This window comes from Maribrevibacterium harenarium (assembly GCF_006385675.1).
Taxonomy (GTDB): domain Bacteria; phylum Pseudomonadota; class Gammaproteobacteria; order Pseudomonadales; family Marinomonadaceae; genus Marinomonas; species Marinomonas harenarium.
Window position 1 is genome coordinate 1 of record NZ_VFRR01000017.1, and the last position, 14,044, is coordinate 14,044.

A 14,044-nucleotide genomic window follows, 5' to 3' on the forward strand; every position below is an offset into this window, starting at 1 on the left:
TTCATATTCAAATCAGAATGGGTGTTCACGTTCAATCAGTAGAGGTGTTCACATTCATCCAGAATGGGTGTTCAGGTTTGGGCAGAATATGCAGCTATTAGATGAATCAACGGATGGCTATCTTATGTCAGGCCTGTCGGCTCCCAAAAGTTCAGGCGAGAGATCTAGTGCAATAGGTAAGCGTTTCGGGCGGCTTAAAAAGCGTTTGGGTTTTGATGAATCTAAGGTGTTTCATTCGATTCGGAAAACGGTTGCTACGTTGCTCGAAAACGCAAACGTTCCAGAGAATCTGGCTGCTGAAATAGTTGGTCATGAGCATGGATCGTTGACTTATGGCCTGTATTCAGGTGGCTATAGCTACGATGAAAAGCTCAATGCAATCTCCAAGATTGAGTATCCGCTGGTTGATTGAGTATCAACCCTCGTAAATTTTGGTAGCAAATTTTCGAGCCGATATACGTTGTATTCAATTGGAGTGATCCCCCCTTGCCCCTGCTAGGTGACTTGAGTTTTCTATGGAGTGAGGGGGTGGTGTTTGCAAATTTTTTGTTGGCTCATAGGGTGTACCTTCTGAGCCATTCCCTAGAGCTACCTTAATGAGTGGCTCATAGCTGTTGACTTTTCATTGATCCAGCAATATAGATTGATCCATATCTTTTGATCTATCTAATGGAGGGCTTATGGCTGTTGTCGCTTATGTTCGTGTCAGTACTGATGATCAATCAACCCAGAGTCAACGCTTCAAGATCAGCGAGGCGCACTCTGTTGATAAATGGTTTGAAGATGATGCCGTATCAGGGGTAATCAAAGGATCAAACCGAAAAGGCATGAGTGAGCTTCTAAAGTACGTACGAGAGGGCGACAAAGTGGTTGTAAGCGCCATTGATCGTATCGGTAGGGATACCATAGATGTCCTAGAGATCGTCTCACAGCTCGAATCTCAGGGCGTTTCAGTGGTGTCTTTACGTGAAGGTTTTGACCTTTCCACACCCATTGGAAAAGCCATGCTAACCATGCTGTCAGCTATGGCTGAGTTAGAGAGGTCTAACATCAAGGCAAGGCAAATGGCTGGTATCGAAAGAGCTAGAGCAGCAGGCAAGAATCTTGGTAAGGAAAAGGTAATTGATGATAGAGCTGTAGCTGCTTGGAGAGAGGCTAATGGTGCCTCCATTAAGGTAACTGCCGATCACTTTGGGATATCAACAGCTTCCGTTAAGCGAGCATGTAAAGCAGCCAGCGAGAATGGAAATACCCCTTCTAAACCTATGGCAATTAAGTAAGTCGTCATTTTATTGATTGTCTTTTACTATCATTTTTCACTTTTCTATCGCTTCAGTCTATTCGGAGACACTTATGGGGGAGAGCGATCCCCCTATCTAAGTAGTTCATTGAATTTATTTTGGAGAGCGAGAATGTCTGATACGACAACCACTTTTACCGCAGTGTTAGAGAGACTAAAAAATGAACAGAATAGCGGTAGGGTAGCCCCTAAGATCAACTCAAAGTTGAGCATTAAATCAATTCGGGTGGAAGTCTCGGTGTTTCAGCCGAGAGACCTAGGAAATGATACAGGCAGTAAGGAGAACCACATCAGGGGGCTTGTGGATGCAATCTACTGTAATCCTTCAAAAGTGCTAGATCCCATCATTGTTTGGTGGTCAGGAGCAGGATGGTATCTGTTGGATGGTCATCATCGATTGGAAGCGTATAAGAGAGTCATTGCTCAAAAAAGGATCAAGATCCCCAAAATCCCCGTGAGAGTCTTTGAGGGGGATCTAAACGGAGCTATGTTGGAATCCATAAGGCATAACTCCAAAGATAAATTGCCCATGACAAAGGACGACAAGATCAATCGAGCTTGGCGATTAACCGTGATGCAAGACTTCTCAAAAAGAGAGATTGCGTTGACCTGCAAAGTTGGATCAGCAACGGTGTCACGCATGCGGAGAAAGCTTCAAGAGCTTCAAGAGTTGCAACCGCATGGTTGGCAGGATCTTGCTTTTGGAATGAGTTGGAAGGAAGCACAGCAGTTTCCAAGAAAGGAGAAAAGCTATGATGATGAATGGCAGGATAATCTAGCCAAAGATTGGGCAATGAGATTATCTAAAGCGTTTGGAAAGCAGGCCAGTAAGCAGCCGGAAGTTTTCGCTAGAGCACTAGAATACTACTCCATCAAGTTGCTCAATGATCTGACTGAGTTTCTAAGGCATGACATTGAAGATAATGGAGAGATGGACTTCTAGGTCTCCTAGAGGTGTATCTTCCTTATGTGTGTATCATGATACAGGCAACCCCAAGTTGATACCGATCTAGTCTCCCAAGATGAAAGCTCAATAATTGATCAGTTTGTGTGGTCTGTGAGGTCTAAATCAGTGGGGTTGCCCATCGCTAAAACGATAGAAATGGTTGAGGTTGAGCGTGGGGGTACAACGTGGGGGAAAAGCGTGGGGGTATAACGTGGGGGAAATAAAAAAAGAGGGCTTTCTTAAGTTATTGAAAAACTTAGGAAAATACCCCCTTTCTGGTAGTGGTGGAGATGGGGGGAGTCGAACCCCCGTCCGTCAGTCCGCTGCCATCGGATCTACATGCTTAGTCACTTCTACTGTTTGACCACCTACCGCCCGAAGGACAGGGTGTAGTTGGCGAGCCTGCTTGATCTTTTATCCTTATCCCCAGGCAGGGCATCAGATAGCATCTTGTAGTTTATGATACTGCGGAATCCTGGGCTACAAGCAACCTAGGGGCAGCACACTAGCAGGTTATTAAGCTGCTAGAGCGTAAGTTTCGTCGTTTGCGACTATTTCAATGATACAAGTGGATTTACGAGATCTCGTATCGCTCTCGACATGCACCTCAGGTTTTGTAACCGGCGTCGAAACCATGTCATCCCCGAAGTTGGCGTAATTCTAGCGAACTAATTGGCGCAACGCCAGTTGTTTGCCAGAATCCACATTTAAACCTTATGTTTCATTAAGCGCTCTTTGTCGCGGTTCCAATCCCGTTCCTTAGCACTGTCTCGTTTGTCGTGGTCTTTCTTACCAGTTACAAGAGCGATCTCACATTTGATCTTATTACCTTTCCAGTACAGAGCCATGCAGGCACAGGTTTTGCCCTTTTGCTCGGTGATTTGGATGATACGATCAATCTCGCGACGGTTAAGTAGAAGTCGACGCTGACGTAGCGGTTCACATACTACATGGGTGGAAGCACTCAATAGAGGTGTGATGCGAGCGCCGATAAGATAGGCTTCATTACGGTGAATGATCACGTAGCTATCGACTAGCTGTGCTTTACCTTCCCGTAGGCTTTTCACTTCCCAGCCGGAAAGCTCGATGCCAGCTTCGAACTTCTGATCGATAAAGTATTCATGACGCGCACGTTTATTTAGCGCGATCGTGCCCGAACTAGGGGACTTTTTCTTTTTTGCGTTACTCATGGGGCGAAATTATAAGGTTGATCCAGCTTATTGCCTATGGTTTTCTTGAGGTATACCGCTGAATGATAGAAAATTTGCGCCAATTGGCGAATAGGCCGAAAGCGCTGTGTTTAGTAACTCGTGAGGTCGATCACCGAGCTCATCCATATAAAGAGTTAATGTATGCTCGAGAGTCGTTGTTTACAAGGTATCTGGTCCAGTCCATTGATATTTATTTTTGCCGCCAGTGGCGCAGCTATTGGGCTTGGAAATATCTGGAAATTTCCCTACATGGTGGGGGAGAACGGCGGTGGCGCATTTTTGTTTATCTACTGTCTGTGTATGGTGTTGGTTGGGTTGCCAATGCTAATTGCAGAGGTGGCACTGGGACGAACGGTACGTTCCAACCCCATAGATACGATAAACGATTTAGCTGATCGTAAATTGATCCATAAAAACTGGGTAGCTGTACCTTATCTTGCAGGCTTAGCGGGCGCGCTGATACTAACCTTTTACAGTGTCATCGCTGGGTGGGCATTTGCCTACGCGCAACGTAGTGTTACCGGAAAGTTAGAAAATCTAAATGAGCAACAAGCTGCAAACCTGTTTGAGAGCTTGCTAAGTTCACCGGTTGAATTGCTATTTTGGCATACCATTTTTATGGCGCTGGTGATATTGACGGTGGGGCAGTCGGTCACCCGCGGATTAGCCAGCGTAGTCAAAGTGTTATTGCCGGCACTTATTTTATTACTACTTGGTCTGTGTATATTTTCTCTGATGACAGGCGACAGTAAACGGGCGGTAGAGTTTTTGACCCGTTGGCGTTGGCAAGATTTGTCCTTCGATGTGGCTCTTTCCGCTATCGGTCATGCATTATTTAGTTTAGGTGTTGGTATGGGGGCGATGTTTGCTTATGGTGCCTACATGAACAAACGCATGTCCATCGTGAAAGCCTGTTCTATAGTGGCCGGTCTAGATTTATTAGTGTCGATTCTGGCGACTCTGATTATCTTTCCGTTGGTATTTCAGTTTCAGCTCGATGTGGAGTCAGGCCCGAGTCTACCTTTTGTCTCTTTGCCGATTATTTTCTCATCTCTCCCCGCCGGACAGCTTGTCGGCACTTTATTTTTCGGATTGCTGATCGTCGCTGCATTAACCTCCGCTATAGCCATGATTGAGCTATTTATTTCTTGGTTGCATGAACGTTACTCCATTAGCCGACTGAAGGCAGCTTCTCTAATCGGTGGAGGAATTTGGTTGCTGGGGGTTCCAATAGCGCTGACTTTTTCACATTGGGATAGCAAATTGCTATTTGGTCGCAATTTATTTGAGTTGGTTGATGACATTACCTCTTTTGTGATGTTGCCAATCGCCGCGATTGCTCTATCGGTATTAGTGGTTTGGTATGTACCGACGGAGATGCTCAAAAATGAGCAGATCACACGTAACCCTCGTCACTACAGATGGTGGTACAATGTGCTCAAATTTGTCAGCATTCCGGTAATGGTGCTGCTTACTTTGGCAGGATGGATAGGAGATTAGCTTGAGTCGCATAGAGCGTTTTGCTCACGTCAATTTCAGTCAAAAGCAAATGTATGATCTAGTTAACGACGTGGATCAGTATCCAAAATTTTTACCTGGATGTATTGGGGCGAAAACTCTTTCCCGAACGGATAGAGAGATTGTAGCCTCGTTAGAAGTTGGAAAAGGCCCAGTTCGTCAAGGGTTTACTACCCGTAACCTATTGCAAGAGCCAACGCAAATCGAGATGACATTGGTACAAGGGCCATTCAAAAAACTACATGGTGTTTGGCGTTTTGATGCTCTGTCAGATACTCAGTGTAAAATATCACTGAGTATCGAATTTGAATTAACTGGCATGTTGAAGTTTGCTTTTGGAGGAGTTTTTAGCCAAGTCGCAAATGCCATGGTGGAAGCCTTTAGTGAGCGAGCAAAAGTTGTTTATGGCTGAGAAAATTAGAGTAGAAGTCGCTTATGCGCTTCCAGACAAGCAAAAAATTGTTCCATTGGATGTGGAAGTTGGAACAACGGTTGCCCAAGCATTGATGTTATCTAATATCGATGCGTTTTTCCCGGACTTGGATCTGGCTAATGCCAAGGTAGGCATTTTTGGTAAAGCGGTGAGAAACCCAGAGACAGTTGCATTAAAAGCCGGTGAGCGGGTAGAAATTTATCGTGAGCTTAAGATTGACCCGAAGCAAGCTCGGGCCAATCGTGCCGCCAAAAAAGATTAGCGTTGTTCAATTTTCTGCAGTATGTCGTTGTCAAATATTAGCACTAGATGATCAATTTCACTTTTTTTAGTGTTATCGTCAGCGTACAAACTGGTGTAAAGGTAGTGCCACTCGTTGGGCGCGAATGAGTCTCTTACCATGGGTGTGCCAAGTAAATAAGAGACTTGACTGGCCGACATCCCCACTTTGACTTGTGCGACTTGTTCCTGTTTTAGGACGTTGCCTTGGCTTACGGGAGTTTTATACGGCTCGGGTAATAAGCTACAGGCGCTCAATGACACAGAGGCGAGTAGTAAAAAAATAGTTTTCTTCATTAAGACTGTCCTTCTTTGGGGGCAACTAATGATAAAGTAAATAACGAATAGATCGAATAGAGAATGACTCATGACCAGTGAAAATCAAGAACTCAAAAAAGCCGGGTTGAAGGTAACGCTGCCGCGCGTGAAGATCCTACAGATTTTAGAAAACGCCGGTGACCTTCATATGAGTGCTGATGATGTGTATCGCACTTTGTTGGATCAGGGTGAGGATGTTGGCTTGGCTACCGTTTATCGGGTGCTAACCCAGTTTGAAACTGCGGGATTAGTTGCACGTCACCATTTCGAAGCAGGCACAGCCGTGTTTGAGTTGGCGAAAGGTGACCACCATGACCACATGATTTGCCTTGAAACAGGTAAGGTCATTGAATTCATGGATCCTATTATTGAAAAACGCCAGAAAGAGATCGCGGCAGAGCATGGTTATGATATCGAAGACCACAATCTCATTCTTTACGTGCGTCCTAAGTCAAAGTAGTTTGCTACTGTAAATGAACGTTGCCGAGCATTTCTTTGGCGTGAGCTAGAGTTTGTTCGGTGAGTTCAATTCCTCCCAATAATCGCGCTATCTCGTGTGTGCGATCCGTATCTGACAGGCGATCTACCTTTGAGCTAGTATTGTTGTCTGTCACTTCTTTGCTAACCCGTAAATGCTGATGGCCTTGGGCTGCTACTTGAGCTAAATGGGTTACACAGAAGACTTGTCCACGCTGCCCCACTGATCGCAACATGCGCCCGACCACCTCGGCGATACCACCACTAATACCCACATCTACCTCATCGTAAACTAATGTTGGAATAATAGAGGTGCTGGCCGTGACCACCTGAATGCCCAAGCTAATGCGCGACAACTCCCCACCAGAAGCGACCTTACGAATAGGTTGGGCTGGTTGCCCCGGGTTAGAGGCAATCATAAACTCAATTTCTTCAAAGCCATTAGCTGTCACTTCATCCAAGGGTTGGCAATCAATAAAGAAGCGTGCATGGGGCATACCTAAGCCATGGATCTGTGCTTCAACTTGCTGAGCCAGTTCCTCCTTGGCTTGCATGCGTTTTTCAGTCAATAGGGTGGCACTTGACGTCAGCTGTTGATAAGCGGCTTCTTCTTTATGTTTGAGTGCGTCAATGCTGTCTTCGCCGCCGGATAGCTCGGCAAGTTCTAGCTCAACATCCGCAAGAAGCTCCAGTAGTCGCTCCGGCTGAACTTTATGTTTACGGGCGGTGTCGTAAATATCGCTCAAGCGGTTCTCTACTTCAGTCAGTCTGGCAGGGTCTTGCTCTAGTGTATCCTGATATTGATTCAGGCTAGCACAGGCCTCTTCTGCCTGAATTAAGGCTTGATTCATCATTTCAAGAGCATTTTCAAGTGCAGGAGTTTGTGGGTGTATGCTGCTTGCTTGAGTAATGGCGTGATGCAATAAAGAGCAGACATTGCCTTCGTCGTTTTCTTTGAGTATGGCATTGGCAACGTAAGCTTTGCCTTGGGCGTCTGCAATATTGGCGAGAAAGCTTTGCTCTTTTTCCAGTTCTTCTAGCTCCCCTTCCTTCAGGTCAAGTTGGCGTAACTCGTCCGCTTGGTAGGTTAATAACTGGATTTTTGCCTCCATCGCCGCGCTTATGTTGAGCTTGTTGTGCAGTTCGTCTTTCAGTTTTTTCCACTGATAAAACTCGGTTTGTACGGCTTTAGATAGTTCTGTTAGTTGGCCAAATTCATCCAGTTGACGACGTTGGGAGCTCTTTTTAAGTAGCGATTGATGCTCGTGTTGGCCATGAATATCTACCAAAAAACTACCTACTTCTTTAAGGTCCGCCAATGTGCAAGGACGACCGTTGATATATGCTTTGGAGCGGCCTTCTTTGGTAATTACACGGCGTAAAATGCAGTTTTGTTCGTTTTCTAAGTCGCGTTCGCAGAGCCACTGATAGACATGTGGGTAATTGCTGATATCAAAGGTGGCGCACAGATCGGACTTTTTCTCCCCATAGCGCACTACCGCGGCATCGGTACGTCCACCGAGGCACAATGATAAGGCATCAACCATGATGGATTTGCCAGCACCCGTTTCCCCTGAGATAACAGTCATTCCTGGTTTGAACTCTAGATCTAGATTGTCGGCAATGGCGAAATTCGAGATAGCGATGCTGGTCAACATGTGGCAACTCCGTACAGTTTTATCTGGTTATTTATACAGTGTTTGTTTGTTTTTTGACAAGCCCTTGTTGCGAATTTTATCTGTCTAATTGCGTAAATAATTTGCTTTTCTGGTATTGAAAGCGCCTTGTCAGTCCCCATATAGGCGAATCAGATAACAAAAGCTTTTCTGTTATTTGGAGTGACAAATGAGCGAGCAAGCAACTAACCAGAACCAAGAAGTGGAACTAGACGTGACTAACGAAGAGCAACAGCAAGCCCCAGACGTAGAGCTAGAGCAAGCAGACCCAGTAGTAGAAGAGCAGTCCGATGAACTGGCCAAAGCGCTTGAGGATGTTGCTCTATACAAAGAAGCCGCATTAAGAGCTCAAGCAGAAGCGCAAAATGTGCGTCGTCGTGCAGAGGCTGACGTGGAGAAAGCTCATAAGTTTGCTTTGGAAAAATTTGCAAAATCCGTTATTACGGTGGCGGACAATCTAGAGCGTGCTTTAGCTTCTTCCGATAACCAAGAAGATCCAATGCGTGAGGGTGTGGAATTAACGCTGAAGGATTTGATCGAGACGCTCTCTCGGTTCGATGTTGTTGCTGTAAATCCTGAAGGTGAACCGTTCAACCCAGAGCTGCATCAGGCAATGACCATGGTTCCTAATCCAAACCTAGAACCAAATACAGTGATGGATGTAGTGCAAAAGGGTTACACCTTAAATGGACGCCTGTTGCGCCCAGCAATGGTAGTGGTATCAAGCGCTGCATAAGACTGTCATTTTTTTGACGATAGGCGCTTGAAAAGTAAAAAAGCGCGCCCAAATACAGAAGTAACTGAATAACGTAACGAATTTTACTGGAGATAAAACCATGGGCAAAATCATTGGTATTGACTTAGGTACAACCAACTCTTGTGTTGCTGTCCTTGACGGTGACAAATCTCGTGTTATTGAAAACGCAGAAGGCGATCGCACCACCCCATCTATCGTGGCATTCACCGAAGATGGCGAAACCCTAGTGGGTCAATCAGCGAAGCGCCAAGCAGTAACCAACCCAACGAATACCCTATTTGCGGTTAAACGTTTGATCGGTCGTCGTTTTAAAGATGATGTCGTGCAAAAAGACATCTCTATGGTGCCTTACAAAATCATTGCTGCGGATAACGGCGATGCGTGGGTAGAGGTGAAAGGCGACAAAAAAGCGCCACCCCAAATTTCTGCTGAAGTTCTCAAGAAAATGAAGAAAACCGCAGAAGACTACCTAGGTGAGAAGGTAACTGAAGCGGTAATCACAGTACCTGCTTACTTTAACGACTCTCAGCGTCAAGCGACGAAAGACGCTGGTAAGATCGCAGGTCTAGAAGTTAAACGTATTATCAACGAGCCAACCGCGGCAGCCCTTGCCTACGGCTTAGACAAAGCATCTGGCGACTCTACTATCGCTGTGTATGACTTGGGTGGTGGTACATTCGACATCTCTATCATCGAAATTGCGGATGTAGATGGCGAGAAACAATTCGAAGTATTGTCTACTAATGGTGACACTTTCCTCGGTGGTGAAGACTTTGACATGCGTGTGATCGAGTTCTTGGCTGCTGAGTTCAAGAAAGACACGGGCATTGATCTACACAACGATCCACTAGCACTACAGCGTCTGAAAGAAGCTGGTGAGAAAGCTAAGGTTGAGCTGTCTTCTTCATCACAAACCGAAGTTAACCTACCTTACATCACCGCTGATGCAACAGGCCCTAAACACCTTAATGTGAAGCTAACGCGTTCTAAACTTGAGTCCTTAGTTGAAGAGCTAGTTACCAAGTCGCTAGAGCCTTGCCGTCAAGCATTGAAAGATGCAGATCTGTCTGCTTCTGATATCGATGAAGTTATCTTAGTGGGCGGTCAAACTCGTATGCCTTTGGTGCAAGCGAAAGTGGCTGAGTTCTTCGGTAAAGCGCCACGTAAAGACGTTAACCCAGATGAAGCGGTTGCGATCGGTGCTTCTATCCAAGGCGCGGTACTTGCTGGTGATGTGAAAGACGTGCTATTGCTTGACGTAACTCCGTTGACGCTTGGTATCGAAACCATGGGTGGCGTAATGACAGCCTTGATCGAGAAAAACACCACGATTCCAACCAAGAAATCACAAGTGTTCTCGACTGCTGAAGACAACCAAAATGCGGTTACTATCCACGTACTGCAAGGCGAGCGTAAGCAAGCAGCACAAAACAAATCTTTGGGTCGTTTCGATTTGGCTGATATTCCGCCAGCACCTCGTGGCGTGCCACAAATCGAAGTGAGCTTTGATATCGACGCTAACGGTATTCTGAGTGTATCGGCGAAAGACAAAGCCACTAACAAAGAGCAATCCATTGTTATCAAAGCTTCTTCTGGTTTGAGCGACGAAGAAGTAGAAAAAATGGTACGCGATGCCGAAGCGAACGCGGAAGAAGACCGTAAGTTCGAAGAGTTGGTGCAGGCACGCAACACTGCTGATGGCATGATTCATGCGACTCGTAAAACTCTGACAGAAGCGGGCGACAAAGCGACTGCTGAAGAAAAAGAGGCGATCGAGTCTGCTATTAAAGACCTAGAAGCTGCTCTAGAGTCCAATGACAAAGATCAGATCGAAGAGAAGACCAATGCGTTGACTCAAGCTTCTGGTTCATTGGCGCAGAAGATGTATGAGCAAGCTCAAGCGGGTCAAGCGGATGCGGGTGCAGAACAAGCCGGTGCGAAGCAGGACGATGCAGTTGATGCAGAGTTCGAAGAGGTTAAAGACGATAAAAAATAATGCCTATTAGTCATTAATTATCGTCGTCCCGAAGGGACTAAGGCAAAACACGGGACGTAACCGTGTTTTGCTGTCTTCGGGCCAAGCAATTTGCAATGCAAACACTCGAATAACTCAGGATACCCTGCAATGAGCAAACGAGATTATTACGAGGTACTTGGTGTTAGCCGCGATGCTGACAAAAAAGCGATCAAAAAAGCTTACCGCTCCCTCGCTAACAAGTACCATCCAGACAAGAACCCTGATAACGCAGAGGCTCTTGATAAGTTTAAAGAAATCGCTGAAGCCTACGAAGTGCTGTCATCCGATGACAAGCGAGCTGCTTATGATCGCTTTGGTCATGATGGGGTAAACGGGCAAGCTGGTGCCGGAGGTTTTGGTGGTGCCGGTGGCTTTAGTGATATTTTTGGCGATGTTTTTGGCGATATCTTCGGTGGTGGCGCTGGCGGTGGGCAATCTCGTACCCGTCGCGGTTCTGATTTGCGCTACACCTTGGAGCTAGAACTAGAGCAAGCGGTTTGGGGTTGCGAAGAAAAAATTCGTATTCCGACCTTGGTGGATTGTGAGAAGTGTGACGGCACAGGTGCTAAGCCTGGTACGAAACCAAAAACCTGTCCAACCTGTAATGGTGCTGGTCAAGTTCGCATGTCCCAGGGCTTCTTCTCGGTGCAGCAGACTTGTCCCCAGTGTCATGGTCAAGGTCAGATTATTTCAGATCCTTGTAATTCTTGTCATGGTCAAGGCCGTAAGCAGGAATACAAAACCCTGAATGTGAAGATTCCTGCGGGTGTTGATACTGGCGATCGGATCCGTTTATCAGGTGAAGGTGAAGCGGGAACATTTGGCGGCCCCGCGGGTGATTTGTTTGTTCAGGTGTCCGTAAAGCCCCATGCTATCTTTGAGCGTGATGGTGCCAACCTGTACTGCGAAGTGCCCATTAGCTTCACTACCGCTGCACTTGGTGGCGAGATTGACGTGCCGACGCTAGATGGTCGGGTGCGTCTAAAAGTGACCCCAGAATGTCAGACTGGTAAGTTATTCCGGTTGCGTAATAAAGGGGTTAAACCGGTCCGTGGCGGCCCAGTTGGGGATTTGATTTGTCGAGTAATCGTCGAAACACCGGTAAACCTAACCGAGCGTCAACAAGAGCTATTGCGTGAATTGGCTGAGACAATGGGTGAAGATTCCCATCACTCGCCTAAACAGAAAAGCTGGTTCGATGGCGTGAAGAAATTCTTCGACGACATTAAAAAATAGTGACAGCTAGTTTAGTGATCAAAGGGGCTCAGCGAGCCCCTTTTTCTTTGAGTAAAAACTCAATATGGCGGCGTAATAATCCTGCCGCATTCGTAAAGCTATCATTGTTGGGGATGATGAAGTCCGCCTGATTGCGAATGGCCAAAGTTTTTAAAGAGGCCTGGCGAACGTGACGCATATAGCGGCTGGTGACTTCATTGACATTGCGCCCTCTTTCCGCAATATCGCGTTTTAGTCGACGTACAATAGCGATATCCATGTCAGTATCGACAAATAACAGGTAGTCTACGGCAGCGCGAATAGCGGCATCTTGAAACATCATATGACCTTCCACCAAAACCACTTGAGAAGGGGGGAGGTTACGATAGCCAACGCGACCGTGCTTACTATGGTCATAGACTGGAATTTCATTTGGTTGTTGGCGATTTTTGCAATTATGAATAGCTAGGCGAATGCTTTCTAGGTCGAGGGAGTCGAGATCATCAAAGTTGTAAACATCTGGATCGATGTTGCCACAGCCTTTGTAAAAGCTATCCTGGCAAATAATCGTGAGCTCTTGCTCTAAGCCTTCCTCTAAAAGGGCGCACAGACGGCTTTTGCCGCTACCTGAAATGCCAGTCACGCCGATGACAAGTGCCATGTATTACCTCGAATTGGTGTTGATCAATGCTACAATGATGAGAGTGTGAGTAAATTGGATTTTACCAGAAGATGTGGCGTTCCGCTTCCTGACCTGCTGGTTATGTATTTTATGGGGAGAAGATTTCGAATGTCGTTGGTTGTGTCCCGTTGGCAACTAGGGTTGCTATTTTTGCTAGTATTGAGCAGCAAAATGTTTGCTGCCTCCTCCGAAGCCGAGTTATTTGGTATTAAAATCAATGATCTAGAAAAATCGCAGTTTGAGTCTCATTTAAAGAAAATGGGCCTAGAGGCTTATCCGTCCTATCACCAAGGGGTTGTAACTTACAGCTTGGGAAAAGAAGGGATTTTAGGAATAAAAAATTTGTCGGTGTCCTTCAATCGCTTTGCTTACTTTCAGCAGGCAACTATGTCCGGTGTGGTAGAGAATGCTAAGCAGCGCTCTACATTGGGGCGTTTGTTAGTGGAGAAATACGGGGAGCCCACACAGGGTTTTGTGCGCGATGGCTATGGTCGAGCGACTTGGTATTTCTCCGATGGCACCATGATCCAGTTGCGTAATACCACTTTTGATGTGTCGGTCATTTATGTGGATCAGGCCCCCAAGCAAGTTTCAACTTCTGGGCGTATCGATGTCGAAGCCTTGTTGCGTAAATCCAGATAGTTAATCATGAATGTTCTGTTAGAAATTAACGCTGCAGCAGCTCAAGTACTGCATCCTTATCTGAGGGATATTGCTTTGGCATTAGTGGCAACCATCCTAGTGATTTATGGTAACTGGGTTAATGGGGTATTGAAACGAGCTGTGTCGGGGTGGGTGTTTATCGCCCGAGTTGGTGCTTTTATCCTCATGTGCACCTTTGGTTATGGTTTGATTACTTTTTGGACTCAGCCATTAGTGTACTGGCTATTACAGCAGGTTCCTTATTTGTATCGTCCGATCGCCGTTGCGATAGCGTTTAGTTTTCTGGGTGTTTTAGCGGAAAGAAAGCGTCATTTGTAAAAAATGCAAAGAAATTTTGCTTCATTTTTTGTTATAAAATTACGTTATTTCTCGATATTTTCTTCTTCCATTTCTCGTCCTTGCGCCCATTGTTGTAAATTTTCAACAAGACTGTTGTGTTGGCGTTCTTTTCATAAAAAAACACCCTAAGTTACCGAAAATTAAGCAATTTTGTAGGCTTCTTACAATTTGTATAGTGGTGATTGACAAGGTAGACTCGCCCCAAATTTAGAA

Annotated in this window: 16 protein-coding genes and 1 other RNA gene; 12 read left to right on the top strand and 5 right to left on the bottom strand. The window is 45.8% G+C overall.

Features of this window, described 5'->3' with window-relative positions:
* From FJM67_RS09785 to FJM67_RS09795, 3 genes are all read left to right on the top strand, one after another.
* A partial coding sequence (locus FJM67_RS09785) for a tyrosine-type recombinase/integrase (RefSeq protein ID WP_219845951.1) occupies positions 1 to 412 on the top strand: 412 nt, incomplete at its 5' end.
* A 268-nt stretch (positions 413 to 680) separates the two neighbouring features.
* Positions 681 to 1,280, top strand: a complete 600-nt coding sequence (locus FJM67_RS09790) for a recombinase family protein (RefSeq protein ID WP_140588860.1) — start codon at positions 681 to 683, stop codon at positions 1,278 to 1,280.
* Positions 1,281 to 1,412: 132 nt separating this feature from the next.
* On the top strand, positions 1,413 to 2,243 hold the full coding sequence (locus tag FJM67_RS09795; RefSeq protein WP_140588861.1) for a ParB/RepB/Spo0J family partition protein: 831 nt from the start codon (positions 1,413 to 1,415) through the stop codon (positions 2,241 to 2,243).
* 285 nt (positions 2,244 to 2,528) lie between these two features.
* Here the strand turns inward: FJM67_RS09795 and ssrA are convergent.
* Positions 2,529 to 2,891: a transfer-messenger RNA gene (gene ssrA / locus FJM67_RS09800) on the bottom strand.
* Between the two features lie 62 nt (positions 2,892 to 2,953).
* Positions 2,954 to 3,436, bottom strand: a complete 483-nt coding sequence (gene smpB, locus FJM67_RS09805) for an SsrA-binding protein SmpB (protein WP_140588863.1) — start codon at positions 3,434 to 3,436, stop codon at positions 2,954 to 2,956.
* 162 nt (positions 3,437 to 3,598) lie between these two features.
* Between smpB and FJM67_RS09810 the strand changes: the two genes are divergently transcribed.
* From FJM67_RS09810 to FJM67_RS09820, 3 genes are read left to right on the top strand one after another with little or no spacing between them, the layout of a single operon-like run.
* A complete protein-coding gene (locus tag FJM67_RS09810; protein WP_140588865.1) occupies positions 3,599 to 4,957 on the top strand; it encodes a sodium-dependent transporter in 1,359 nt (452 codons plus the stop codon).
* 1 nt (position 4,958) lies between these two features.
* Positions 4,959 to 5,387: a type II toxin-antitoxin system RatA family toxin gene (locus FJM67_RS09815; protein ID WP_140588866.1), complete on the top strand. Its 429-nt coding sequence runs from the start codon at positions 4,959 to 4,961 to the stop codon at positions 5,385 to 5,387.
* Positions 5,380 to 5,670 (top strand): RnfH family protein, encoded by a 291-nt coding sequence (locus tag FJM67_RS09820; RefSeq protein ID WP_140588868.1) that lies wholly within the window; start codon positions 5,380 to 5,382, stop codon positions 5,668 to 5,670. The genes FJM67_RS09815 and FJM67_RS09820 overlap by 8 nt, the downstream gene beginning before the upstream one ends.
* On the opposite strand, the gene FJM67_RS09825 is transcribed toward FJM67_RS09820, so the two are convergent.
* Entirely contained in the window at positions 5,667 to 5,984 is a 318-nt protein-coding gene (locus tag FJM67_RS09825) for an outer membrane protein assembly factor BamE (protein ID WP_140588870.1), read from the bottom strand. The two genes, FJM67_RS09820 and FJM67_RS09825, sit on opposite strands and share 4 nt — an antisense overlap.
* A 70-nt stretch (positions 5,985 to 6,054) precedes the next feature.
* Here FJM67_RS09825 and fur point away from each other — a divergent pair, with 70 nt between their 5' ends.
* Positions 6,055 to 6,465: a ferric iron uptake transcriptional regulator gene (fur, locus tag FJM67_RS09830; protein WP_140588871.1), complete on the top strand. Its 411-nt coding sequence runs from the start codon at positions 6,055 to 6,057 to the stop codon at positions 6,463 to 6,465.
* 4 nt (positions 6,466 to 6,469) lie between these two features.
* On the opposite strand, the gene recN is transcribed toward fur, so the two are convergent.
* Entirely contained in the window at positions 6,470 to 8,140 is a 1,671-nt protein-coding gene (gene recN / locus FJM67_RS09835) for a DNA repair protein RecN (RefSeq protein WP_140588873.1), read from the bottom strand.
* A gap of 187 nt (positions 8,141 to 8,327) precedes the next feature.
* On the opposite strand from recN, the gene grpE reads away from it, so the two are divergent.
* The 3 genes from grpE (at position 8,328) to dnaJ (ending at position 12,168) form a co-directional block, all read left to right on the top strand.
* Positions 8,328 to 8,894, top strand: a complete 567-nt coding sequence (gene grpE / locus FJM67_RS09840; protein ID WP_140588880.1) for a nucleotide exchange factor GrpE — start codon at positions 8,328 to 8,330, stop codon at positions 8,892 to 8,894.
* Positions 8,895 to 8,994: 100 nt separating this feature from the next.
* The gene (dnaK, locus tag FJM67_RS09845) at positions 8,995 to 10,911 is read left to right on the top strand and encodes a molecular chaperone DnaK (RefSeq protein WP_140588881.1); all 1,917 of its coding nucleotides are present in this window, start codon (positions 8,995 to 8,997) and stop codon (positions 10,909 to 10,911) included.
* A gap of 129 nt (positions 10,912 to 11,040) precedes the next feature.
* Entirely contained in the window at positions 11,041 to 12,168 is a 1,128-nt protein-coding gene (gene dnaJ, locus FJM67_RS09850) for a molecular chaperone DnaJ (RefSeq protein WP_140588883.1), read from the top strand.
* A 28-nt stretch (positions 12,169 to 12,196) separates the two neighbouring features.
* Here the strand turns inward: dnaJ and FJM67_RS09855 are convergent, their stop codons facing one another.
* Positions 12,197 to 12,808, bottom strand: coding sequence for a uridine kinase family protein (locus tag FJM67_RS09855; RefSeq protein ID WP_140588885.1), 612 nt, complete (start codon positions 12,806 to 12,808; stop codon positions 12,197 to 12,199).
* A gap of 129 nt (positions 12,809 to 12,937) precedes the next feature.
* Here FJM67_RS09855 and FJM67_RS09860 point away from each other — a divergent pair, with 129 nt between their 5' ends.
* Complete coding sequence (locus FJM67_RS09860; protein WP_140588887.1) at positions 12,938 to 13,471, top strand: uridine kinase; 534 nt, start codon at positions 12,938 to 12,940, stop codon at positions 13,469 to 13,471.
* Between the two features lie 6 nt (positions 13,472 to 13,477).
* On the top strand, positions 13,478 to 13,810 hold the full coding sequence (locus FJM67_RS09865; RefSeq protein ID WP_140588889.1) for a DUF3392 family protein: 333 nt from the start codon (positions 13,478 to 13,480) through the stop codon (positions 13,808 to 13,810).
* Positions 13,811 to 14,044 lie beyond the last annotated feature (234 nt).

Coding starts and splice junctions, on each gene's coding strand:
- dnaK (WP_140588881.1), top strand. CDS start 8,995: ATGGGCAAAATCATTGGTATTGACTTAGGTACAACCAACTCTTGTGTT.
- FJM67_RS09860 (WP_140588887.1), top strand. CDS start 12,938: ATGTCGTTGGTTGTGTCCCGTTGGCAACTAGGGTTGCTATTTTTGCTA.
- FJM67_RS09790 (WP_140588860.1), top strand. CDS start 681: ATGGCTGTTGTCGCTTATGTTCGTGTCAGTACTGATGATCAATCAACC.
- FJM67_RS09795 (WP_140588861.1), top strand. CDS start 1,413: ATGTCTGATACGACAACCACTTTTACCGCAGTGTTAGAGAGACTAAAA.
- FJM67_RS09855 (WP_140588885.1), bottom strand. CDS start 12,808: ATGGCACTTGTCATCGGCGTGACTGGCATTTCAGGTAGCGGCAAAAGC.
- recN (WP_140588873.1), bottom strand. CDS start 8,140: ATGTTGACCAGCATCGCTATCTCGAATTTCGCCATTGCCGACAATCTA.
- dnaJ (WP_140588883.1), top strand. CDS start 11,041: ATGAGCAAACGAGATTATTACGAGGTACTTGGTGTTAGCCGCGATGCT.
- smpB (WP_140588863.1), bottom strand. CDS start 3,436: ATGAGTAACGCAAAAAAGAAAAAGTCCCCTAGTTCGGGCACGATCGCG.
- fur (WP_140588871.1), top strand. CDS start 6,055: ATGACCAGTGAAAATCAAGAACTCAAAAAAGCCGGGTTGAAGGTAACG.
- grpE (WP_140588880.1), top strand. CDS start 8,328: ATGAGCGAGCAAGCAACTAACCAGAACCAAGAAGTGGAACTAGACGTG.
- FJM67_RS09865 (WP_140588889.1), top strand. CDS start 13,478: ATGAATGTTCTGTTAGAAATTAACGCTGCAGCAGCTCAAGTACTGCAT.
- FJM67_RS09825 (WP_140588870.1), bottom strand. CDS start 5,984: ATGAAGAAAACTATTTTTTTACTACTCGCCTCTGTGTCATTGAGCGCC.
- FJM67_RS09810 (WP_140588865.1), top strand. CDS start 3,599: ATGCTCGAGAGTCGTTGTTTACAAGGTATCTGGTCCAGTCCATTGATA.
- FJM67_RS09820 (WP_140588868.1), top strand. CDS start 5,380: ATGGCTGAGAAAATTAGAGTAGAAGTCGCTTATGCGCTTCCAGACAAG.